We start from the raw sequence: 22614 nt of genomic DNA, 5'->3' as shown, positions 1-22614 counted from the left end.
GTCTCGTTGGTCGAGCAGGTGCCTTCAGAGCTGCAGCATGACATCGTGATCCTCCTGGTCGCATCATACCCCCGGGGGGTACTTCGGATCTCTTGTATACCCCCGGTCCGTAGGGAAGCAAGTCTCGGCGACCCCACGAGGCCTCCCGCGTCGCCGCCGCAGCCGTTCAGCGCGCCCCGGGACGCGCCGGCCGTAGCGGTTCAGCGATAGGCGGGAGAGGAGGTGGGCGCAGCTGGTGGCGGGACAGCATGCGGCTGCCCTCGCCCGGCCGAGGGGGTAGGTGCCGACAGCACTGAGGGCCCGGTATGTTTCCGGGCCCTCAGTGTGTGATCTGTATCGGCGTGTGATCCGTATCGCTAACGCGTTGTCCGTATCGCTAACGCGTTGCTTGTGCGGCAGTGCGCGGAGCGGAGTCGGTGTTCGGACGGGGCGTCAGGGTCCGGTCGGCCAGGTATCCGAAGAGCAGCCCGAGGGTCGCCCACAAGACGGCCTGGGTGCCGATGGAGGCGATGCGGAACTCCCAAAGGGTCGTGGCCGGGAAGCCGTTGGGCACGTTGTCCCCGCTCGGCAGGAGCACCATCGCGACCGTGACGGCCGCTGTGAAGGCCGCGCCGGCGGTGATCGACGCGTTCCAGTTGCCCCACGCCGGAGCGAGTCGGCGGCCCAGCAGGATCGCTGCGATCCCCAACAGCACGGTCAGCGCGATCATCAGGACGAACAGAGCGGTGCGCTGGTCGAGGGTGGCCGGGTCGCCCACGGCGGGCGGGTTGGCCGGGTACTTGAGAATGGGGACCAGGTACACGGTGAGGAACCCGGCGAGCGCGGTGAGCGCCGCTGTGGCCCGGGCGCCGAAGCGCCCGATGCGGCCCAGAGCGAAGCAGAACGCGAGCGCCGCGATGCCGCCGAGGGCGACGCCGAACACGAGGACGCCCGTGGCCAGCCCTGCGGTTGACTGCACGGAACGGCTGACGAGTTCCTCGCCGTGCTCATGGGAGTTGGCCGCTTCGAAGGCGATGGCCGCGTCCACAGGGCCTTCGCCGACCAGGTAGGCGAAGACGAATGCCGGCACGCCGGCCCCGAGGCCGGCGAGCATGCCGCGCACCAAGAGGGTGCGCACGGTGACGGAGTTCATCAGGTGGCTGTCCCGGCCTCAGTGACAGGGGAAGCCGAGCAGGTGACGCCCGTCGTGCACCCACTCGTGCACGCCCTCGCCGGAAAGGAGGGAAGTGGCGCCCTGTTCGGCACCGACGAAGTAGAGCAGGACCAGCATCAGGATGCCGAAGAAGACCGCCCATGGGGCGATGGCCCTGAGCGGCAGCGCGGCGGGAGGGGTGGTGGGGGTGACGGTCGGCTGGGCGACGGACTGCGCCATGGCAGGTACCTCCTGGGGAACTCGCGTCCCATCTTGGTGGTGCTCGGTACGACGGCTACGGGTCTGACTTGCTTCGCGTACATCTGCCCGGTGGAGCCGGGCAGATGGTGCTGGGCTTACAGTGGCGCGACCGTGCCGGACTCTCACCGGGCTTCCGTCTTGCCGTCGTCAATATCGCCGTGAAGGTACCGCGAAGCGGCGGCCACGCCAAGGGCGCATGGACGGCCCAGGGGCGTCAGGGTGGGATGAGGTACTCGCAACTTGCCGTGGGGCACCGGATGTTGAGAGCGGACGGGGATAAGTCATGACGACCCGAGTGATGTTGATCTCGTCGGCCGGCAGCAGTGCGCTGCGCGAGACGCGTTTCGAGGACGGCCATGGGTTGGACGCATCTGGCCTGCGGCAGGCGGAGCAGGCGGCGGGTTCCCTTCCCGGTGCCGTACGCGTCGTTGTCTCGCCCTCCGTCCGCTGCCGGCAGACCGCGCGGGCGCTGGGCCTGGACGCCGAGCCGGTGGACGATCTGGCGGGTTGCGCCATGGGCCGATGGCGTGGTCTGACCCTGGGCGAAGTGGCGGCAGCGGAGCCTGAAGCCGTCGCTGCCTGGTTGGGGGACCCGTCGGCGGCCCCGCACGGGGGCGAGTCCCTGCATGGCCTCTGTACACGCGTCGGTGCCTGGATGGAGTCGGTTGCAGAGGACTCTGGGCGGGTGATCGCCGTGGTGGAGCCCGATGTCGTACGGGCCGCGGTCGTGATGGCTCTGGGAACGCCGGAGGCGTCTTTCTGGCGTATCGACGTGCCCCCACTCCACGCGATGGAGCTCAGCGGACGTGGCGGCCGGTGGAACGTGCGGGCCGGACGGCCTCTCAGCCCATCTGAATGAGCCGTTCGCGCGCCCACTTCGCCCTGGCGTGCCTACGGGGGGCCGCCGAGTGACGGAGGGTGAGGTCCGTCTGCGGGCCCTGCGATGGTGGCTCAGCCCGCTCGGAGACGTGCGGCCGGTGCAAGTCGCCGCTGACCTTGCCCGAGTCGCCAGGTGTGGGTGCGACGTCGGCGAAGGCCGCCATAGGGCGTCCGGGGAGTCGAACTCGCCCAGGCTGCCTCCGGCGGCGGCGAGGAACTCGGCGCCGAGCACGGCGTCGATGCCCGGGACGCTCAGGACGGTGCCGGCGAGTTCATGTTCGCGAACCGGCCCTCGGTCTGCGGTCGCGAGGTGGGCCACTGCGGTTGGTGCCCGCCGCGCGCGACCACGGACTTCTGACGGTCCGGCGAGGTGGCGGAGAGCCGCGGGCGGAGGTCGCGGGGGTCGGCCGGTTCTGCCGTCGGCGTGGTCGACCTGCTGGCGGCGCGGTGATCGCAGACAGCGGCGATCAGGTGGTGGATCAGGCGGTGTTTGCGAGAACGACGCTCCAGGGAGCCGGCGGCGCTCGACGGTCGGTCCGCAGACCTGCGCGTGCGGTGTGACAGACGGCGTACCGCACGCGCAGGGCGGCCAGAGGCTGTGAAGCCCTGGAGCCGGCCTTGTCGAAGGCCGCGGCGGTGCCCGAGGGCAAGCGGGTCTCGGAGCTGGAGCGGCTGCGGACGCCACCGGCGGTGGCCGCTGAGTACCAACCAGGCTGATGCGATTGCTCGGCATCACCTCGCAGACCGCGTTCCGCTACGTCCGCGCCGCCCACCCCGAATGTTTCACCATCGACCCCACCCAGGCGTGAGCCTCACTGACGCCGCTGGCCAAGGACACAGAACTCATTGCCTTCGGGGTCTGCCAAAACAACCCACGATTGATCACCCTGGCCAATATCAACACGCTGCGCGCCATGAGCCACCAGACGAGCCACCTCGGCGTCCTGGTCATCAGGCCTGAAGTCGAGGTGCAGTCGGCTCTTGGCCTTCTTGCTCTCGTCAATCCGGACGAAGTCCAACCCTGGCAGGCGATCCGGCGCCGGGCGGATCTCGAACTCCTCATCGGAGGAGTGGACCACGACCCACCCAAGAGCCTCGGCCCACCACTGCCCCAACGCCACCGGATCTACCGAGTGAACAATTACCTGTTCCCATTCCAAGGTCATCCGCCGATCGTAGACGTGCCAGGGCTTCGAAGAGCGGGATGAACCCCAGCGGCGGCACCATCCGCGCCAGGGGCATCGGTGAGCTGATCCTGGACGAGACGGAGGTCGACCCCGGCAACACCACCATCGTCATCACGGGGCCCAGCCATGCGGCCTGACCGTTTCTCGGAACTCACCGACCGCCGCGGCGCCAACTCGCTCAAGCGGGACGTCGCCAAGGGCGAACTCCCCATGTGGGTGGCCGACATGGACTTCCGTACGGCTCCCGAGATCGTCGACGCGATCCCCCGGAAGCCGCCGGTCTACAACATCTTCCACAACTCCATCGGTCGACAACGGCCGGAACGTCCTCCGTAACGATCTGCTGTACGACGGCACGGGGTACCGCGTCGACTTCGACGACCTCGAACCCAAGTTCGCGGACCCCCTCACGTCCTGGTCGTCTCCGACGAGATCCACCGCGATCTGACGGACCCCGGTCATCCCCGGCGAACACATCCGTGCCAAGGTGACCCGCGGGCTCAACACGGACGAGGTGGCGGAGCCCGACGCCTTCGCCATCGAGGCCACCATCGCGGCCTTCACCGCCGCGGAACCCTGGCTGGAGGAACTGCGCGCCTACATCCAGCAGAACAAGGCGTACGCGACCGACACCATCCACACCGGGATACCGGGCCCGCGAGTGGTTTCGTCCCACGCCACGTACCTGCTGTGGATCGACTGCGACACGCTCACCGACGACACCACCGAACTGTGCCGCTTCCTCCGGCACAAGACCGGCCTGGTGCTGTCCGAAGGCGCGGCTCATGGAGGCGACGGGAAGCGGTTCATCCGCATGAACGTCGCCTGCCCGCGCACGCGCCTCGACGACGGACCGGCCCGGCTGTGGGCGGGCGTCGACGCGTATCGGGCGGCCTAGGAAGGCACCGGGGACGCCGACCAGTCGGGCGTCCCCCTCGGCTCGGACGAACAGGGAACGGCGCGGATCAGCGTACGGAGCCCGAATCCGGCTCCCCGGAATGGGACGCCGTCCACGAGGAGAGAAACCGCAGCCCTTCGTAGGACGGTGTCCCGGGTTCGGCGGTCCAGACGACGAGTTCCTGCTCGGCATCGGTGCTGCAGGCGAGGGTGTCCCAGTCGAGGACGAGTTCGCCGACGACCGGGTGGTTGAGGGTCTTGGTGCCCACGGTGCGGGCGGCGACCTTGTGGTCGCCCCACCACTTGGCGAACTGCTTGTCGCGCGTGGACAGTTCACCGACCAGCTCGATGAGACGGGGGTCCTCGGGATACTGGGCGGCCTCCATCCGCAGCTGCGCCACGGCGATGTGCGCCGAGGTCTGCCAGTCGGCGTACAGACTGCGCATCGCCGGGTCGGTGAAGATGATCCGCGGGTAGTTGCGGTGCTTCTCCGGGAGGCGGGAGAAGTCGGTGACCAGCGCGGCGGCCAGCGCGTTCCAGGCCAGAACGTCCCCGCGGCGGCCCTGCACGATGGCCGGGGTGGCGGTGAGGTCGTCCAGGACTCGCTGCAGCTGTGGCTGGACTTTCTGCCTGCCGCGGCGCCGGGTGCGGGGCGTGGTCTTGCCGGCGAGCTGGAAGAGGTAGCCCCGTTCGTCGTCGTCGAGGTGGAGGACGCGGGCGAGGGTGTCCAGCACGGGGGAGGACGCTTGAATGCGGCCCTGTTCGAGCCGGGTGTAGTAGTCGGTGCTGATCGAGGCGAGCTGGGCGATCTCCTCGCGGCGCAGCCCGGCGACCCGGCGGGGCCCGCCCGTATCCGGCAGCCCGACCGTGCGCGGGCTCAGTTCGGAACGGCGTTTCTTGAGGAATTCTCCCAGTTCATTGAGGGGGACGTTGCTGGTCATGTTCCCCAGCATGGCATCGATCGCACTCCGGGAGAGGGGGAGAGTTTTCTCCCAGGATGTTTCCTTCCCAGGAGGGATCTCTCCGCTTTTCGCGCCCGCGTCCGCGTGTGAGCCTCGTTGTCGGACAACCCGGAGCGAAGCGCATTGTGCACTCGCGGTCGGGACTGTCCGCCAGAACCGCTCGCACTGAAGGAAGCGATCTCATGCGTGGAGCAGTGATTCATGCCCCCGGCGACATCCGTTTCGAGGAGCTCGACGACCCGCAGATCGTCGAGCCGACGGATGCGATCATCCGGACCGTCGTGACCTGCGTGTGCGGCTCGGACCTGTGGGCCTACCGCGGCCTGGAGCCCGTCGACCAGCCGCACCCGATGGGACACGAGTACGTCGGCGTCGTCGAGGAGGTCGGCGGCGCGGTCACCTCCGTCAAGCCGGGGCAGTTCGTCATCGGCTCCTTCGCGACCTCGGACAACACCTGTCCGAACTGTCTGGCGGGCTATCAGTCCAACTGTGCGCACCGCGAGTTCATGAGCACCTGCCAGGCCGAGTACGTCCGCATCCCCAACGCCCAGGGCACCCTCGTCGCCACCGACGAGCACCCCACCGACGCGTTCCTGCCCAGCCTGCTGACGCTGTCCGACGTGATGGGCACGGGCTGGTACGCCGCCCGGGCCGCCGAGGTGCGGCCGGGCTCCACGGCCGTGGTGGTCGGTGACGGCGCGGTCGGGCTGTGCGGTGTCATCGCCGCCAAGGAGCTCGGCGCCGAGCGGATCATCGCCATGAGCCGGCACGAGAGCCGGCAGAAGCTCGCCCTGGAGTTCGGGGCCACCGACATCGTCACCGAGCGCGGCGAGGAAGGCATCGCCCGCGTGAAGGAGCTGACGAACGGCGTCGGCGCCGACAGCGTGCTGGAGTGCGTGGGCACGGCGCAGTCGATGCAGCAGGCGCTGCACTCCACCCGCCCCGGCGGCAACGTCGGCTTCGTCGGCGTCCCGCACGATGTGGCCGTCGACGGCCAGGAGCTGTTCTTCTCCCACGTCGGCCTGCGCGGCGGCCCCGCCCCGGTGCGCGGCTACCTGCCCGACCTCATCGAGCGGGTCCTGACCGGCCGCATCAACCCGGGCAAGGTCTTCGACCTCACCCTGCCGCTGGAGCAGGTCGCCGAGGGCTACAAGGCCATGGACGAACGCCGCGCCATCAAGACCCTCCTCAAGCCCTGACCCTCCCCAGCCCCCTCGCCAGGGCCGGGCATCCACGCTGCCCGGCCCCAGCGGACGTCACTCCCCACCCCGTACAAGGACTCACTGTGACGACCTTCGCCCTCATCGGTGCCGGCCCCGGACTCGGGCTCGCCACCGCCCGCCGCTTCGGAGCCGCCGGGCACACCGTCGCGCTGGTCTCCCGCAGCGCCCAGCGCCTGGACGGCCTCACGGCCGAGCTGGCCCGCGACAACATCGAGGCCCGTGGCTTCGCCGCAGACGTCCTCGACATCGAGTCCCTGAGCACGGCCCTGTACGCGGCCGCGACCGCCCTGGGACCCATCGAGATCCTCCAGTACAGCCCCGTGCCCCGCGCCGACTTCATGAAGCCGGTCCTGGACACCAGCGCCGACGACCTCGACGCCCCGCTCGCCTTCTCCGCCAAGGGCCCGGTCACCGCCGTGAACGCCGTCCTGCCCGGCATGCGCGAACTCGGCCGCGGCACCCTGCTGTTCGTCAACGGCGGCAGCGCCGTACGCCCCCACCCCGAGCGGGCCGGCACGTCCATCGCCTTCGCCGCCGAGAGCGCCTACGCCCAGATGCTTCACGACGCGCTCGCCCCGGAGAACATCCACGCCGCGCAGCTGATCGTCCCGGGAGCCATCCGGCCCGACGCCCAGCACAGCAGCCCCGACGCCCTGGCCCAGCGCCTGTACGACATCCACACCAAGCGTGAAGGGTTCCGTCACTACGCCGAGCCGCTGCCCGACTGACTCCCTGGACGATCCGTGATTCCGGCCGCCATACCCGCTCTCCTCCGCGCCGTCCCGGCCGCCGCCCTGTTGCTGGCTGTGACCGCGTGCACGCATGAGCCGCCGTCGTCCTCCGCCACGCCTCCGGCCACCTCTGCGCCCTCAGCGCAGGGAACGTCCAAAGGCCCGACACCGACGACGACTTCCGGCAGGACAACCGCCATGAACATCCGCCTCACCGTCGACGGCCACCCCGTCGCCGCCACCCTGAACGACGGTGCCGCCGCCCGCGACTTCGCCGCTCTTCTCCCGCTCACGCTGAACCTGAGCGACTTCCACGCGACAGAGAGGATCGCCGATCTGCCCCGTCGGCTGTCCACCTCCGGCGCCCCGGACGGAGCCGAACCGAAGGCCGGTGACCTGGCCTACTACGCGCCCTGGGGCAACCTGGCCCTCTTCTACCGCGACTTCCCCTATTCCGAGGGACTGATCATCCTCGGCCACGTGACCGACGACGGCACCGACCGCCTCGCCACCGCCGACAAGGCCACCATCGAAGCAGTCTCCTGACCCGGCCCGCCGCTTGCGACCGGCCCTCCAAGCACCACGCACGCACACCTGTGCGCGAGCCCTCCGTGAGGTTCGTCGCTACTCATCTGAGAGGCCCCGCCCTTTCGGCGGGAGGAATCGGCCTCAGCGGAGCAGCGAAGCCCAGACCGATTCACCACCCATGTCCAGAAAACGCGAGACGGCTCGATCCGTCCGCGCCCCCACTCGAGGAAGGTCAGTGAAGCATGCGGCACGCACACTTGGGACGCAGTGGTCTGAAGGTCGGTCGACTCGCGCTCGGCACGATGAACTTCGGGCATCTGACCGACGAGGCCGAGAGCTTCAAGATCATGGATGCCGCGCTGGAGGCGGGCATCAACCTGATCGACACCGCCGACGTCTACGGCGGGCCGCAGTCCCCTGACATGGAGCAGGGGTACGGCCTGTCCGAGGAGATCATCGGGCGCTGGCTCGCCCAGGGCGGCGGGCGGCGCGAGCGGATCGTGCTGGCGACCAAGGCGTACCAGCCGATGGGCACCGGTCCGAACGACAAGTACCTGTCCGCGTACAAGATCCGCAGGGCAGCGGAGGAGAGCCTGCTGCGTCTGCGAACCGACCACATCGATCTCTACCAGATGCACCACATCGACCGGTCGACCCCGTGGGAGGAGATCTGGCAGGCGATGGAACAGCTGGTGCGCGAGGGCAAGGTGATCTACGTCGGCAGCAGCAACTTCGCCGGCTGGCACATCGCGACCGCGCAGAGCACGGCAGCCGCCCGCAACTTCATGGGCCTGGTGTCCGAGCAGAGCCTGTACAACCTGACCGCCCGAACCGTCGAGCTCGAGGTGATCCCTGCGCTGCGGTACTACGGTCTCGGCCTGATCCCGTGGAGCCCGCTGGGCGGCGGGCTGCTCGGCGGCGTCCTGCAGAAGATCCAGGGCGGTCGCCGCATGACGCCGCAGATGCAGAAGACCATCGAGCAGCGCCGCCCCCAGCTGGAGGCGTACGAGGCGCTGTGCGCCGAGCTCGGTGAACAGCCCGCCGATGTCGCCCTGGCCTGGCTGCCGCACACCCCGGCCGTCACCGCCACCATCGTCGGCCCCCGCACCGCCGAACAGCTCGCCACCAGCCGTCGCGCCCTCGACGTGACCCTGTCCGAGGACACGCTGCGCAAGCTCGACGAGATCTGGCCCGGCCCCGGCGGCGAGGCCCCCGAGGCGTACGCCTGGTAGCCGCGCCCTTCGCCTCCCGCCGCCCCACCCATCGGCGGCGCGCCGAGTAGGCCCTCGGCGCGTACGCCGTAGCGCGTGTGAGCACACGCCGGAAAGGGCTCATGGGCCGGCCGACCGCAGCACGGAGCAGGCTGTCCGATGACCACAACCGTGGAGGGCTTTGTCGGTAGGGCACGCAGCCACGTCGAGGGCCGCGACAAAATCACCGGAGCGGCCCGCTGTACGGGGACATCCCCCTTCCCGAACTCGCCCACGGCCGGCTGGTCTTGTCCACGGTCGCCCGCGACCGCGTCCGCTCACGGAAGCGGGGTAACAAGACCCTGGTCGCGGCCTCCGACACGAGCCGCGAAACCTACAGAACCGCTGGACCCCAGCCTGACAGGACAACTTGTCCGGCTTCTGGGCCGGTCGTCGCGCATGCGGTGCATGACGAGAACCGGCGTGCTGTCGCGGACGTCGCTCCGCTGGACGACCAGCGCCGATACGTGCCCGCGTTGGCGGCTCGCTACCTGCTTCTGTCGTTGCGGGAAGGCATCTGGCACTCGATGGCGGTCTGCGCCGATGACACGGTGGTGGGTCACATCATGTGGGGTCGTGACGAAGATGGCTCGTACTGGCTCGGGGGCACGATGATCGATGGCACCGAGCAGGGCAAGGGGGTCGGGCGGGCGGCGGTGCGAACCCTCATGGAGTGGCCGGCCCAACATGAGGGCTGCCAGGAGCTTCGTCTGTCCTATCACCCGGACAACGCCGTGGCCGCGAGGCTGTACGCCTCCGTGGGCTTCCAGCCCACGACAGTCTCTTCCGGTGACGAGGTCGTTGCCAGTCTGTCTGTGCTCGACGGCCATCCGAAAGCCCTGAACTCCCCGTCGCCGTGACGAGATGAGAATGATGTCGGGCTGGGTCAGTTCGTGTATGTGTCCTGGGCTTGGGCGGCCCGGGTGCCGGCGAGTCGGTAGGACTCGGTGCCGGTCTCGATGATGTTCCCGCCGAAGGCGAGCCGGTCGCCGATGGCCGCGCAGAGCCGCGGATCCGTTCCGTGAACACCCTGGTCCACCCCCTGAACGACTCGTCGAAGTCGAAGGCCCGTAGCGACTCCTCCCGCGGGAACTGCGCTGCCTTGATCCTGCGTTCGGAGCGGCGGCGGGCCCGGTCGTCGCACTCGGCCATCAGCGGTTCGGCGAGGAACCCGCGGTACGACACCTGGTCGCGGGCGGCGGCTTCGGCCAGTTCGGGGAACTGGGCCCGGACGGTGGACAGTCATCGCTTTCGTGAGGGCTCCGCCTCCTTCCCACGAGCGTGACGACGGTGACAGGAAGGACGACTGGCTGCACTTGCCGCGTTGACCGCCCTGGCGGCGGTCTCGGCCGCAGCAGCTCGGACGAGGCCGACGGGGCGTCCTCAGCCGATCGGCAGACCTTGAAGTCCCTTCCGCACAACCCTCGTCCGGGGTCCGGGCGGCGTTGCGATCAGTGGTGCGCTACGGCCGGGTATCCGGATACGGACGCGTCGGTCTGAGCACCGCGCTCTTCGTCGAACTGCGCGCCGCTCACGGCGATGACCACTACGACGGTGCCGACGAGCACTTGCAGGCAGGCGCTGGCGACAGCGTGGAGCCGCCACAGCAGAACGGCGGTCAGCAGCATGACGCCGCCGACGATGCCCACGTACGCCCAGTTGGGCGTGAGATTGATGGGGGAGTTGTCCGCGCCGGGATCGAACGGCTTCCAACCGCTGTAGTCGATGCCTGTCAGAACTCCGCAGGCGGGCCGCTACCGACGGCCAAGCAGTTGGCCGCAGCGGAGGACAGGCTGGCCCGCCTCGTCCAGCAGGTGTGGACCAGGGAGGCAGCCCTGCGCCGGCTGGCCGACCCACGGCCTCGACAAAATGGGGCCGTATCACCGTTGCCCGGCTGCGGTTCGCACAGTGCGGGGGACTGCCCCGGAACACGACGGGCCTTCCTGCGGGAGGCCCATCGCCTGGGGTCCTCCGACAGATGGGCCGGTCTACCGGTTCCGTCAGGAGCGAAGACCCTCAAGCAAGCTGCGCACAGCGGTGCGCCTGCCCGGCGCGAACGATACTGATCAGTCGAGGTCGAACAGTGGCCCTGTCAGGGTCAGGCCGAGGTCATCACCGGCGTGGGCGACAAATCCGAGCAGCATCAGCGCGGCGCCCGCGAGCGCCATGTCCTTCTGGAACTGGACCGTCTCCATCTGTCGCGCCTGAGGGTCGGTCTCCTTCCAGAAGGCGTGCATCAGCACGGCGGTCGGCACGAGGAAGACGACCAGCAGGAGCGCTCCGAGGTCGGCCCAGACTCCCAGCAGCACGCTCAGTCCACCGACGAGAATCAGCCCTCCGCTGCCGATGACGGCGGCCGGGGCCGCGGGTATCCCTCGGGATGAGACGTACCCGGCCATGGCCTTGGTCTGGGTCAGGTGGCCGAAGGCGCTGCCGAGGAAGAGGGCGGAGAACAGAATGCGGCCGATCAACACGAGGATGTCCATGGGTGCCTCCACTACGTCACTTGATTGAAGGCCCAACCATCTGCTTCAAGGCTATCCCCGGGAGGGCCTTGCCCTGGACCTCACCGGAGGGGTCTCTCCGGCCCCGAGCCCCTGGATGATCTGTCAAAGGCGGACGACGACCAAGGCCGTGTCATCGGTGTTGCCGTCGGCTGGGAGCAGGTCGGCCAGGAGGGCGTCGGCCAGGCCTCGGGGTCGGCCTGCCGTCGGTGGGTGAGGGAGTCGGCGAGGCGGGCCAGGCCGGTGTCGATGTCCTCGGAGCGGCGTTCGATCAGACCGTCGGTGTAAAGAACCAGCGTGCCGCCCTCGGCGAACGATGTCGTGGCCTGGGGGCGGGCGACGTGTGCGAGGCGGGCGCCGAGCGGCGGGTCGGTGGCCTGGTCGAGGAAGCTCACGGTGCCGTCGGGGTTCAGCAGTGCGGGTGGCCGGCGCTGCTGTAGGTGATGCTGTGGCTGTTCCAGTCGGTGAAGGCCTTCACCGTCGATGAATGCCTTCACCGCGGTGGTCGACTCGGCACCATCCACGGATCGGGCGTACAGCCCGAGTGCGTCCAGGGCCTGGGCCGGGCCGTCTGCCACGCGGGCGGCAGCGCTCAACGCACTGCGCAGCTGCCCCATGACGCAGGCGGCCGCGAGGCCGTGGCCGACGGCGTCACCGACGGCGACCGCGAGGCTCCGGCCGGGCAGGTCGACCATGTCGTACCAGTCGCCGCACACGTTCAGCGCGCCGACGGCGGGCCGGTAACGCACCGCCGCCTCGTGCGGTCCGGTCGGGCGGGGCGGCGGCAGCATCGCCGCCTGCAGGGCCAGGGCGACCTCGCGTTCGTGGGCGTGCGCCTGACGCAGCCGTTCGTTGACCTCCTGCAGTTCGCGGGCGCGCGTATAGAGCTCGGCCTCCAGCACCCGGGACCTGCTGTCGCCGGCCGGGCCGCCGAAGGCGCGGATGAGTTCGGTGACCTCCTCCACCCGGTGCACGATCAGCGCGACCTTCCCGTCCGGACCGAGGACGGGGGCGTTGACCGGGCTCCAGTAGTGCTCCTCCCAGTGGCCGGGCCGCTGGGGATCCTCGATGTCGTAGCGCAGCAGCGCCATCGTGTCCCGCTCGCCGGTGGCCACCACGCGCAGCATCGACGCCTCGGTCTCCCGCATGCCGGCCGCGGCCGGATCGTTCGGGTTCTCGGGGAAGACGTCGAAGATGTACCGGCCCAGCAACTGCTCGCGGGTGCGCCCGGCCAGGCGCAGGAAGTCGTCGTTGGCGTCGACGTACACCAGGTCGGGGGTGAGCAGCGCCACCATGCCCGGCAGGGCCCGGAAGACCGCCGCGTAGTCGATGGGCGCTTCCCTCATGACCTGCCTGCCTCGGCGCCGACGGCCAGTGTGCTCTTCCACGAGAGGAGCGAACGGTCCACGGGGCCTGAGCACGGCACCCCCTGAGCGTCGGCGGCTCCATGGGCTGCCCGGTCGTGCCTGTGCGGTGCCGAGGCCGAGGGAGTGCTACGTGATCCGATCGGTGACCTGCTCGGATTTGAGTACAGGGGCCGGCGACCGGATCGAGCCGAAGCTCGTGCACAGCGGGCGCGGACAGCACCGCATCGCTTGCGGGGTCCGTCCCGGATGGCCCTGGGCCTGGATTTCCCGAAAGAGACGGACGGCATCGGCGCATCGCTCAGTCCAGTCTCATTCTCGCCTGTACCGTCACGCTCGTCGGCCGGGGGTCCGATGCGCCGGTGTCTGCGGTGCCTGGCACTCCAGCAGGGCTAGGGCTTCTCGGCGGCCTGGCGAAGCAGGGCGACCGGTTGGTCGACTGCGGTGTCCCTGGTCTTCATCCCGTAGGGCTCCTGCTCGTCCTCGTTGAGCACTTCCTGGCTGTCCGGGTCGCGGGAAATGTGGACCTGCATGTAGGGGATGGTGTCTCCGGGAGCGAAAAGTCGTCCCTCGCGCCATTTCGGGATCACCCACCACATGGCTGCCCAGTCGGGCGCCTGGGTCATGTTCATGATCGCGCTGCTGCGGTAGATCCTCGACCGGTAGCGAAAGAAGTCGTCGCCCGGGTTCGCCAGCCACCGTGGGGCGTCCCAGAGGTGCTTCTTCTCCGAGGATTCCACGTCCCAGGAGTACTCGATCGACTGCGGGTAACTGTTGGCGAGTTTGCAGCGGTCGGCCCGGATGAACGAAATCGTCGCGGAGAGCTCGACACGTCCTTGGCCGGAATCCAGCGGCACTTCGATGACGGCCTGCCTGGAGAAGTCGTCCCCGGGATCGAGGCGGTCGCCCGCCTTGGTGATCTGTCCTGCCGCCAGCATGCGAGCAGGGGCGTTGAAATCCTCATGGCGGTAGGTGTTCCAGCCATTGCCCAATTCGTCCCGCCACCGTGCTCGTCCGGTGCCCTTCTCACGGAAGGAGCTCGGCCAGAGCGTGGCCGACCACTGCGTTCCGACGACGAAGATGCTGATGGATCCCTCGTTACGGAAGGTGAGGCGAGCCGGTACGTACAGACTGGTTCGGGCGGCGTTCAGGGTCGGCTTCCCGAAGGCGGCCATGAAGGGGACTTTGGGCGGGGCGACGTATGGGGTGTACATGGCGGAGTACGCCACGCTCGCGGCACCGATGAGAGCCGACAGGGCGACTCCGGCCGCGAAACTCCGGGGGTGCGGAATGCTCTGCCAGACTTTCTGTCGGCTCATTTCCCACAATGCCCAGGCGGACCATGCCACCAGGGCGCACCAGAGCCAGAACAACCCGGCGTGATATCCCCCTTCCCACTGCAGGATCAGGAACATCAGACTTGTGACGGTCACGATGGCCACGCCCAGCAGGACGCACTGCCCCGCGTACCGGGTGGCCCGTTTGCCCCAGTAGTCGAAGACTGCCGCTGCCGCGAGCGTCTCCGCCAGCGCGCCGACCAGGAACACCACTCCCATGACCCGCCCGCCAAAGGTCAGCGCCCTGAGGGCGTCCGAGAGCCCCACCCGGAAGAGTACGGCGGCGGACACCAGGAGCCCGAGCCCCATGAGGCCGGCTTGGGCGCGCCTCCACCAGGGACGGTCCGGCCACAGGTCTGGGTCGGCCTGCCACCGGACCTCCCCCGATCGGCCGAGGTCGATGTCCGCGGGCACTCCGGCCCGCCGCAGCACCCGTCGGAGGTCCCGTGGTGACCAAGCCCGGCCCACGGTCTTCGCTCCGACGCTGACCTCACGCAGTCCTCGGCTGTCAGGCGCGCGCACCAGGACCCGTGATCGGCTGGACGTCATGCCATCAGGGTCGGCGCGGCGTGAGAAGGCCGCAGCCGGTATGGGCATTCGGGTGACCGAGCCGGTTGGACGGCCGGACGTACGTCCCCTGCCGACCGTGAAGGGCACGAGTTCCGGGACCGGTCCCGACGACGGCGCCTACGCTCACACGTCAGCCCGAACCGAACACCCCGCGACAGGGAGGAAACCCTCCATGCCAATCACTCGGACCTGCGTGCTGGCCGGCTTCACCGCGGCTGTCTCGACCGCCACGCTCACGCTGCCCGCCCACGCCGACACCCCGGCTCCGCACGAGCGCGCGGCCACCCGGTGCACGTACCCGTCCGAGGTCCTCGACCTGACGAACTGGAAGCTGACCCTGCCCACCGGAGAGGAAGAGGACCCCGCCGAGATCACACAGCCCGAGCTGGCGACCTTCTCCGCCGATCCCTGGTTCCGGGCCGAGGACAGCTGCGACGCGGTCGGATTCCGGGCCGCTGTCAACGGCGTGACGACCTCAGGCTCCAGCTATCCGCGCGCCGAGCTGCGGGAGATGACCGACGACGGCGAGGACGAAGCCGCCTGGTCCACCACGGACGGCACCCACACCCTTGTGGTCAGGGAGGCGTTCACGGCACTGCCCGAGGACAGGCCGTACCTGGTCGGCGCGCAGGTCCACGGCGGGGACGACGACGTCACCGTCTTCCGCCTCGAGGGCAGCAGCCTCTACATCACCGACGGCGACGACCGCCACCACCATCTCGTCACCGACGACTACGAGCTGGGCACCGAGTTCGAGGCCAAGTTCGTGGCCAGGGACGGTGAGATCGACGCCTACTACAACGGTCGGCTGCAGACCACGATCTCCCACGACGGCGACACCAACTACTTCAAGGCAGGGGCCTACACGCAGGCAAACTGCGACAACTCCGAGCCATGCGCCGACGACAACTACGGCGAGGTCCGCATCTCCCGCATCAAGGTCACCCACTCCTGACCGGTGGACACCCTGTTACGCGGCCATGGCGGAGCCCCGGGCGCCGCCCCGGACGCCTGGCGTCGCGGTATCGGCTTCCTGCTGGACGGACTGCGCGCGGAAGCCGCGCATCCGCTGTCCGTTCAGCCACTGACGCCTGGTCAGATGGATGCGGTCATGCGGGAACTCGGCGAGTCCGGGCCGATCTGACATCCGCGCCGCAGACGCACCAGGCGGCCTGCCTGGTCAGAAAGGCGATGGGCTCGGCTCCGGTGAGGAATCGCCGGGTGAAGAGGAAGAAGTGCTGCGCGAACCCTTGACGTACCGTTCGGCCGCTAAGTAGACATGACCGCGCGATCAGATCGCGCGGTCAGACGGTTGACTTCGTTCGATGCGGGCACAGGGCCATCAGGAGACTTCATGACACCAGTGGTGGAGCGGGGTACGGCCCCCTCTGTGCCCCGCAGCGCGGACGTGGCCCGCCTGGCCGGAGTCTCACGCAAGACGGTCTCGCGTGTTCTCAACAACGAGCCCTACGTCTCCGACGAGGCCCGCCGACGTGTTCTCGCCGCCGCCGAGGAACTCGGCTACCGGCTGAATCACGCGGCCCGTGCCCTGGCTTCCGGGCGCACTCGCTCCATCGGTGTGGTCGCTCTGGGCACGGCCGGGTACGGAACCGCCTCGCTGCTCGTACACATCGAACAGGCGGTACGGGACGCGGGGTACGCGCTGCGCGTGGTCAACACACCGGACGGCGACCCGGAGGGTATCGCCGGGGCCATGGAGTCACTGCTCAAGCAGGGCGTGGACGGCGTCGTGGTCTCCGAGCCCATCGTGGAAGGAGAGGTCCGCGTCCGTGCCGACGTGCCGGTCCTCTTTCTCGGGGCGCCACCGGCCTTCGACGCCAGGCGGACACTGGCCGTGGACGTGGCCGCCCACTCGCTGGCGCGGGCCGCCACCGAACACCTGCTGGACCTGGGACACGCGACGGTCCATCATGTCTCCGGCCCACCGCGTTGGTACGCCTCGAAGGACCGCCTGGAAGGATGGCGGGCCGCGCTGGCGGCACGAGGCGCGCACGAACCGCCGGTCGTCGAGGGCGACTGGTCGGCCGAGTCCGGGTACACGGCGGGTCTTGAGCTGGCGGGTGACAGCTCCGTGACCGCGGCCGGTGACGAGATGGCCATCGGACTGATCCACGCCCTGCGGGAAGCGGGGCGCCGTGTGCCCGAGGACGTGAGTGTCGTCGGGTTCGACGGCAACCCGGTCTTCGCCTACGTCTCCCCTCCTCTGACCACCGTGCGTCAGCCCTTCGACGCCGCGGCCCGGGAAGGGATCCGGCTTCTCATGCACGCCATCGAGAAGCCCGGCACCGAACTGCCGCAGCCGAGCGAGCCACCGGTCGAACTCGTCGTCCGCGGCTCGACCGCACCACCACCGTCGCACCAGAACCAGACGGTCCGCACCACCTGATCACCAGCCCCGGCTTGGCCGCGTCCAGCACCAGGGCGGGACTTGGCCGTGTCCAAGCACCAAGGCGGGGGCACCCCGTCCGTCGTACAACAGTCGTCACGCAAGACCGTCGCGCCGTGAGCCGCCTGCGCCGGTCTTTCCCCACATGTCGTCCGGACCGTCGCGTCCGGGTTGACGCATGTCTTGAACTCCGCCGCTCACCCACCGGCTCGGTCCCCGGTGCGGCGGCTCGCCCCACCCTCTCCGTTCCCCTCCCCGAGAGCCGCACATGTTCCCTGAGCAGACAGGCGCCGGACCCGGCGCCGCTCCGCGTCCCCGTCCCGTCACCTTCCTCCTCCTAATGCTCGCTCTGGTCGTCGCAGCCGCGACGCTGGTCCTGCCCGCCGCGGGCAGGGCGGACGCCATCTCCCGTACCGCCCAGACCCTGTACACCCCACCCTCCGACGCGCTTTCCCCCGGAGCGCTCTACCCGCGGGGGCTGCGCCTGCGGTACAACGGCTCGGCCAACGGCACCCTGCTCGCCACGTTCGAGCAGTACCGCGTGGACATGCCCGTCTTCCCGATCTACCGCAGCACCGACAACGGCACCTCCTGGACGAAGATCTCCGAGGTCGCCGACACCCAGAACGGCTGGGGCATGCGCTGGCAGCCCGAACTGTTCGAACTGCCCAGGGCCATGGGCGGCTTCCCCGCCGGCACCATCCTCGCCGCCGGTGACTCGGTGCCGTACGACCGGGGCGGCAGCAAGATCGACCTGTACGCCAGCACCGACCGCGGCCAGACCTGGAGCTTCGTCACCAACATCGCCACCGGTGGCAGGGCCATATCCAGCAACGGCTACACCCCCGTGTGGGAACCCTTCTTCCTGGTCTCCGGCGACAAGCTCATCGTCTACTACTCCGACCAGCGCGACACCGACCACGGCCAGAAGATCGTCCATCAGGTCTCCACCGACGTCCGCAACTGGGGCCCGGTCGTGGACGACGTGGCGATGCCCACCTACAGCCAGCGCCCCGGTATGCCGACCGTCGCCAGGATGCCCAACGGCAGCTACATCATGACGTACGAGTACGGCGGCTCCCCCAACGGCAACTTCGCCGTCTACTACAAGATCTCCTCCGACCCGGAGGCGTTCGACTCCGTCACCGGCATTCCGCTGCGGACGGCGGACGGCCTGGTCCCCTGGGGCACTCCGTACATCACCTGGCTGCCCACCGGCGGCCCCAACGGAACCCTCGTCGCCACCGCCACCAGCAGCGACGACCTGTTCGTCAACACACAGAACGGCGCCGCGAACAGCTGGACGCGTATGCGCTCCAACGTCGCCGGCGGCTACAGCCGCGGCCTGCTGCCGCTGGCCGACGGCCACAGCCTGATGGTGCTCAGCGCGGGGCACGCGCGAAGCTCCGGCGTCAACCCGGTCACGTACAGCACGGTCGACCTGGGCGGCGGGATCTCCGACGGTGCCACGTACACCGTCTCCAACGCGAACAGTGGTCTGAGGCTGACCATCGCGGGCGGTTCCACCGGCAACGGCGCCTACGCCACTCAGCAGAACGCCGACAACGCCACCGACCAGCAGTGGCGCTTCGAGCGACAGCCCTCCGGCTACTTCAAGATCTTCAACGTGGCGAGCGGCAAGGTCCTGGGCGTGGAGAACCAGTCCCCCGCCGACGGCGCCAGGATCCTGCAGTGGGACGACAACGGCACCCTGGACCACGAGTGGGCCGTCGCCCCGCATCCCGCCGGCGGCTACACCGTCACCAACCGCGTCACCGGCAAGTACCTGGAGATCCCCAGCGCCTCCACCACCGCCGGCACCACCGCCGTGCAGTGGAGCGGCACCGGCTGCGCCTGCCAGCGGTGGAACCTCGACCAGACCGCGCTGCCGCCCCTCGGCACCGGTCAGTACGTCCTCGTCAACAAGAACAGCGGCAAGTACCTCGACATCCCCGCCGCCTCCACCGCCACCGGCACGGCGGCGGACCAGTGGCGCAACTCCGCCTGCACGTGCCAGCTGTTCACCTTCCAGTCCGCCGGCGGCGGAGCCTGGACCATCAAGAGCGTCAACAGCAACCTCAACCTGGACATCCGCGACTCCTCCGGCACGGCGGGCGCGGCCGTCGTCCAGAACACCGCCTCCAGCGCCGACTCCCAGAAGTGGACCCTCACCGACGCGGGCAACGGCTACTACCGGCTCCGGAACGTGAACAGCACCCTCGTGGTCGGCATCGGGCAGTCCTCCACCGCCGACGGCGCGCCCGTCATTCAGTGGAACAGCCTCAACGTCGACGACCAGCTCTGGAAGATCGTCCGTATCAACTGACCCGACAGAAGCCGGGATGACCGGCATCCCGCCGGCCGGGCTCGCCGACCAAGCCGACGAGCCCGGCCATCCCCGGTTATCGATTCAGCGCTCCAGGGGTGCCCCCATGTAGCGCATCTCGCGCCGGCCGGCCCCGCGTCCCGCCATAGCCGTTGCCCTGGCTCCCGCCGAGCCCGCCCCAGGCAGGCCGGCGCACACCAAGACCTTCTACTTCGCCTCTGAGGAAGTGAGTTCAGAAATGACAGGTTTCCCTACACGCCGACAGGTGCTGAGCGGGACAGCCGGGGGAGTGCTGGCCTCGTTGGCTGGGATTCCGAAGGCCGGTGCCGCGTCCGCTGCCACGACGTACACGGCGCCGAATCCGCGTGTCTGGACACACATCAACGATGGGTGGCGATTCATCAGACAAGACGTCACAGGTGCGCAGGCGCCCGGGTTCGATGACTCCGGATGGACATCGGTCAACACGCCCCACACCTGGAACGCCGTCGACGGTGCCGACGGCGGCAACAACTACTACCGCGGAGTGGGCTGGTACCGCCGCCATTACACCGTGCCGTCCACCATGGCCGGCAAGAGGCTGTACCTGCAGTTCGCCGGGGTCAACCAGGTCGCCGACGTCTGGGTCAACGGCACCTATCTCGGGCAGCACAAAGGCGGATACGCCCGGTTCAGGTTCGACGTCACCGGTGTGCTCGTCCCGGGTGGGGACAACGTGATCGCGGTGAAGGTGACCAACGCCCGCGACACCGGCATCGCGCCGGTGAGCGCCGACTACACCTTCGAGGGCGGCATCTACCGCAATGTGAGCCTGTGGGCCATCGACAACCTTCATGTGCGGATGACGGACTACGCGGGTCCCGGCGTCTACCTGCGGCAGAGCAATGTGACCACGGCGTCGGCCACGGTGACCGTGACCACGAAGCTGTGGAACGACAACAGCACCGCCAGGTCGGTGGTGGTCCGCACCGTCATCGCCGACAGCAGCGGGAACGTCGTCGCGGACACCAGCACCACCGCGCGCTCCCTTGCCGCGGCCACCGGCGCGGACATCAGTCAGACCGTCACTGTCAACAGCCCACGCCTGTGGAACGGCCCGGCAGATCCGTACCTGTACAACGCCAGCGTCGAGATCCACGACGTCACCGCGGGGGCGGACAGGATCGCGGATGTGGTGACCGAACGCCTTGGCCTTCGCTCCATCGCCGTCGACGCCGACACCGGCTTCCAGCTCAACGGCAGCCACCTCCACCTGCACGGCGTCAACCTGCACCAGGAGCGGGCCGTCAAGGGCTGGGCGATATCCGACGCCGACCACACACAGGACTTCGACCTCATCCGGGAGCTCGGAGCCAACACCATCCGGATGGCGCACTACCAGCACGACCAGAAGGACTACAACCTCGCCGACGAACACGGGCTGATCGTGTGGGCGGAGATCCCACTGGTCAACTCCGTCACCGACTCGGCCGCCTTCACCGCCAACACCCAGAACCAGATGCGTGAGCTGATCCGGCAGAACTACAACCACCCGTCGATCGTCTTCTGGGGCATCGGCAACGAGCAGACCGACTACAACGGCACCGCCACGAACACGCTGCTCCAGTCACTGGCCGACATCGTCGCGTCCGAGGACCCCGACCGGCTCTCCACCTACGCCGTGCGCAGCGAGGACCCCGACAACGCGCAGGCGGGGCTGCACACGCGGACAACGGGCTTCAACAAGTACCTCGGCTGGTACTACGGCTCCAAGGACGGTGAGCTCGGTGCCTGGGCCGACAACCTGCACACCACCTCCCCGACCCGCAAGATCGCCATCTCGGAATACGGCGCCGGCGCCAACACCACCCAGCACGCCCTCAACCCGCCGAAGCCCGCACCGGGTGGCTCCTGGCACCCCGAGGAGTACCAGTCGCTGTTCCACGAAGCGGCCTGGAAGCAGCTCGCCGCCCGTCCGTACATCTGGGGCACGTTCGTCTGGGCCATGTTCGACTTCGCCTCCGACGGCCGAGGCGAAGGGAGCCAGCCCGGAATCAACGACAAGGGCCTGGTCACCCGCGACCGGCAGATCCGCAAGGACGCCTTCTACTGGTACAAGGCCAACTGGGCGACCACTCCCACCCTCTACATCACCAGCCGCCGCTGGACCCAGCGAACCGACGCCACCACCGAACTGAAGGTCTACTCCAACGCAAGTCAGGTCACCGCCACCCTCAACGGCACCTCCCTGGGAACCCTGAGCAGCAGCGACCACATCTTCAGGTGGACCAACGTCACCCTGAAGCCGGGGCAGAACACCGTGACCGTCACCGCGACCATCAACGGCTCCACGTACACCGACAGCGTCGACTGGACTCTCGGCTGAGAACCCCCACCTTTGACCGGTTGCAGAGCCGCAAGTTTTCCCGGGCACGTCGTCCTGAGGCCCGAGGCCGGTCAGCGGTAGGTGTTGTTGCTGGTGTGGTCGCCGGCGAGCCAGGAGGCGAGGTCGGCGTGGGCGGTGCGCCGGCGTTCGGCGTCGCTCTCCTGGATGCCGGGCGCGTCCAGGGTGAATTCGAGGAGCAGGCCGTTGGGGTCGCTGGTGTAGAGGGAGCGGCAGTAGCCGTGCTCCAGAACATAGGTCTCGTCGGGCCGCCAGCCGGCCTTCTCCAGCCGTTCGGCGATCGCGTTCTGCACCTCCTCGGTGACCTTGAGCGCGATGTGCTGGAACGGTGAGTGCGGCATCTCGGGGCCGAACTGCTTCTGGTCCTCGGGGTCGGCGAACTGGAAGAAGGCGAGGGCGCTGCCGTCGCCGAGGCCGTAGAAGGTGTGGCAGTACGTGCGTACCGCGCCGAAGAGCTCGTCGGACTCCTTCCAGGTGGCGACGAGGGGCAGGCCGATGAGGTCCTCGTAGAAGGCCCGGGTCGCCTCCTGGTCGCGGGTGACATAGGCGTTGTGGTGCAGTCGTGACGGCAGAGCCGCGGGGGCGGCTGCGACTGAGGACGCGGGGGAAGCCTGGGGCATCGTCGACTCTCCTTTGAGATTCCTTGACCCGTCGGCGGCAGAGTGCGGCAGAG

At 68.9% G+C, this 22614-nt stretch carries 22 protein-coding genes and 3 pseudogenes; 13 read left to right on the top strand and 12 right to left on the bottom strand.

What is annotated here, in order from left to right:
* Window positions 1–376: 376 nt before the first annotated feature.
* Together STRIP9103_RS04205 and STRIP9103_RS04200 are read right to left on the bottom strand one after the other, a co-directional pair.
* Window positions 377–1132 carry a CbtA family protein gene (locus STRIP9103_RS04205; protein ID WP_009298373.1) on the bottom strand — a complete coding sequence of 252 codons (756 nt, stop codon included), beginning with the start codon at window positions 1130–1132 and terminating at the stop codon, window positions 377–379.
* A gap of 18 nt (window positions 1133–1150) precedes the next feature.
* Window positions 1151–1372 carry a CbtB domain-containing protein gene (locus tag STRIP9103_RS04200; protein WP_009298341.1) on the bottom strand — a complete coding sequence of 74 codons (222 nt, stop codon included), beginning with the start codon at window positions 1370–1372 and terminating at the stop codon, window positions 1151–1153.
* Between the two features lie 304 nt (window positions 1373–1676).
* Here STRIP9103_RS04200 and STRIP9103_RS04195 point away from each other — a divergent pair, with 304 nt between their 5' ends.
* Window positions 1677–2252 (top strand): histidine phosphatase family protein, encoded by a 576-nt coding sequence (locus tag STRIP9103_RS04195; protein WP_009298369.1) that lies wholly within the window; start codon window positions 1677–1679, stop codon window positions 2250–2252.
* Window positions 2253–2364: 112 nt separating this feature from the next.
* Here the strand turns inward: STRIP9103_RS04195 and STRIP9103_RS51205 are convergent.
* Window positions 2365–2564 (bottom strand): annotated as a pseudogene (locus STRIP9103_RS51205) (transposase); the annotation flags it as partial.
* Window positions 2565–3084: 520 nt separating this feature from the next.
* Window positions 3085–3438 carry a VOC family protein gene (locus STRIP9103_RS04190; protein ID WP_048819661.1) on the bottom strand — a complete coding sequence of 118 codons (354 nt, stop codon included), beginning with the start codon at window positions 3436–3438 and terminating at the stop codon, window positions 3085–3087.
* 147 nt (window positions 3439–3585) lie between these two features.
* Here STRIP9103_RS04190 and STRIP9103_RS50540 point away from each other — a divergent pair, with 147 nt between their 5' ends.
* Together STRIP9103_RS50540 and STRIP9103_RS50535 are read left to right on the top strand one after the other, a co-directional pair.
* Complete coding sequence (locus STRIP9103_RS50540; protein WP_009298350.1) at window positions 3586–3795, top strand: hypothetical protein; 210 nt, start codon at window positions 3586–3588, stop codon at window positions 3793–3795.
* Between the two features lie 151 nt (window positions 3796–3946).
* Window positions 3947–4357, top strand: a complete 411-nt coding sequence (locus STRIP9103_RS50535) for a beta C-S lyase family protein (RefSeq protein ID WP_009298333.1) — start codon at window positions 3947–3949, stop codon at window positions 4355–4357.
* 67 nt (window positions 4358–4424) lie between these two features.
* Here STRIP9103_RS50535 and STRIP9103_RS04175 read toward each other — a convergent pair whose 3' ends face one another.
* The gene (locus STRIP9103_RS04175) at window positions 4425–5309 is read right to left on the bottom strand and encodes a helix-turn-helix transcriptional regulator (RefSeq protein WP_009298353.1); all 885 of its coding nucleotides are present in this window, start codon (window positions 5307–5309) and stop codon (window positions 4425–4427) included.
* Window positions 5310–5500: 191 nt separating this feature from the next.
* On the opposite strand from STRIP9103_RS04175, the gene STRIP9103_RS04170 reads away from it, so the two are divergent.
* The 5 genes from STRIP9103_RS04170 (at window position 5501) to STRIP9103_RS04150 (ending at window position 9910) form a co-directional block, all read left to right on the top strand.
* Window positions 5501–6517 carry a zinc-dependent alcohol dehydrogenase family protein gene (locus STRIP9103_RS04170; RefSeq protein ID WP_009298368.1) on the top strand — a complete coding sequence of 339 codons (1017 nt, stop codon included), beginning with the start codon at window positions 5501–5503 and terminating at the stop codon, window positions 6515–6517.
* Window positions 6518–6603: 86 nt separating this feature from the next.
* Window positions 6604–7269: an SDR family NAD(P)-dependent oxidoreductase gene (locus tag STRIP9103_RS04165; RefSeq protein WP_009298337.1), complete on the top strand. Its 666-nt coding sequence runs from the start codon at window positions 6604–6606 to the stop codon at window positions 7267–7269.
* Window positions 7270–7470: 201 nt separating this feature from the next.
* Window positions 7471–7818 carry a cyclophilin-like fold protein gene (locus STRIP9103_RS04160; protein ID WP_009298349.1) on the top strand — a complete coding sequence of 116 codons (348 nt, stop codon included), beginning with the start codon at window positions 7471–7473 and terminating at the stop codon, window positions 7816–7818.
* A 224-nt stretch (window positions 7819–8042) separates the two neighbouring features.
* Window positions 8043–9032 carry an aldo/keto reductase gene (locus STRIP9103_RS04155; RefSeq protein WP_009298339.1) on the top strand — a complete coding sequence of 330 codons (990 nt, stop codon included), beginning with the start codon at window positions 8043–8045 and terminating at the stop codon, window positions 9030–9032.
* 422 nt (window positions 9033–9454) lie between these two features.
* On the top strand, window positions 9455–9910 hold the full coding sequence (locus tag STRIP9103_RS04150; RefSeq protein WP_009298352.1) for a GNAT family N-acetyltransferase: 456 nt from the start codon (window positions 9455–9457) through the stop codon (window positions 9908–9910).
* A 26-nt stretch (window positions 9911–9936) separates the two neighbouring features.
* Here STRIP9103_RS04150 and STRIP9103_RS45915 read toward each other — a convergent pair.
* From STRIP9103_RS45915 to STRIP9103_RS04130, 6 genes and pseudogenes are all read right to left on the bottom strand, one after another.
* Window positions 9937–10292: pseudogene (locus tag STRIP9103_RS45915) on the bottom strand (ATP-binding protein); the annotation flags it as partial.
* Window positions 10293–10501: 209 nt separating this feature from the next.
* Window positions 10502–10777 (bottom strand): DUF6234 family protein, encoded by a 276-nt coding sequence (locus STRIP9103_RS04145; RefSeq protein ID WP_258539686.1) that lies wholly within the window; start codon window positions 10775–10777, stop codon window positions 10502–10504.
* 339 nt (window positions 10778–11116) lie between these two features.
* Window positions 11117–11536: a DoxX family protein gene (locus STRIP9103_RS04140; RefSeq protein WP_009298335.1), complete on the bottom strand. Its 420-nt coding sequence runs from the start codon at window positions 11534–11536 to the stop codon at window positions 11117–11119.
* Between the two features lie 80 nt (window positions 11537–11616).
* A complete protein-coding gene (locus STRIP9103_RS04135) occupies window positions 11617–12900 on the bottom strand; it encodes a PP2C family protein-serine/threonine phosphatase (protein WP_234022120.1) in 1284 nt (427 codons plus the stop codon).
* Between the two features lie 153 nt (window positions 12901–13053).
* A pseudogene (locus tag STRIP9103_RS53740) lies at window positions 13054–13227 on the bottom strand (ISL3 family transposase); the annotation flags it as partial.
* Between the two features lie 83 nt (window positions 13228–13310).
* Window positions 13311–14804 (bottom strand): hypothetical protein, encoded by a 1494-nt coding sequence (locus STRIP9103_RS04130; protein WP_141581367.1) that lies wholly within the window; start codon window positions 14802–14804, stop codon window positions 13311–13313.
* A 193-nt stretch (window positions 14805–14997) separates the two neighbouring features.
* On the opposite strand from STRIP9103_RS04130, the gene STRIP9103_RS04125 reads away from it, so the two are divergent.
* From STRIP9103_RS04125 to STRIP9103_RS04105, 5 genes are all read left to right on the top strand, one after another.
* On the top strand, window positions 14998–15780 hold the full coding sequence (locus STRIP9103_RS04125) for a polysaccharide lyase family 7 protein (protein ID WP_009298332.1): 783 nt from the start codon (window positions 14998–15000) through the stop codon (window positions 15778–15780).
* A 3-nt stretch (window positions 15781–15783) separates the two neighbouring features.
* Entirely contained in the window at window positions 15784–15969 is a 186-nt protein-coding gene (locus STRIP9103_RS04120) for a hypothetical protein (RefSeq protein WP_048819659.1), read from the top strand.
* A 210-nt stretch (window positions 15970–16179) separates the two neighbouring features.
* Window positions 16180–17232 (top strand): LacI family DNA-binding transcriptional regulator, encoded by a 1053-nt coding sequence (locus STRIP9103_RS04115; protein ID WP_009298360.1) that lies wholly within the window; start codon window positions 16180–16182, stop codon window positions 17230–17232.
* Window positions 17233–17572: 340 nt separating this feature from the next.
* Window positions 17573–19558, top strand: a complete 1986-nt coding sequence (locus tag STRIP9103_RS04110) for an RICIN domain-containing protein (RefSeq protein ID WP_009298330.1) — start codon at window positions 17573–17575, stop codon at window positions 19556–19558.
* 301 nt (window positions 19559–19859) lie between these two features.
* Window positions 19860–21923 carry a glycoside hydrolase family 2 protein gene (locus STRIP9103_RS04105; RefSeq protein WP_234022118.1) on the top strand — a complete coding sequence of 688 codons (2064 nt, stop codon included), beginning with the start codon at window positions 19860–19862 and terminating at the stop codon, window positions 21921–21923.
* Between the two features lie 71 nt (window positions 21924–21994).
* On the opposite strand, the gene STRIP9103_RS04100 is transcribed toward STRIP9103_RS04105, so the two are convergent.
* The gene (locus tag STRIP9103_RS04100; protein WP_009298346.1) at window positions 21995–22561 is read right to left on the bottom strand and encodes a VOC family protein; all 567 of its coding nucleotides are present in this window, start codon (window positions 22559–22561) and stop codon (window positions 21995–21997) included.
* Between the last annotated feature and the right edge of the window lie 53 nt (window positions 22562–22614).

This window comes from Streptomyces ipomoeae 91-03, assembly GCF_000317595.1.
Lineage (GTDB): Bacteria > Actinomycetota > Actinomycetes > Streptomycetales > Streptomycetaceae > Streptomyces > Streptomyces ipomoeae.
This window is presented reverse-complemented; position numbering and strand designations above follow the sequence as displayed.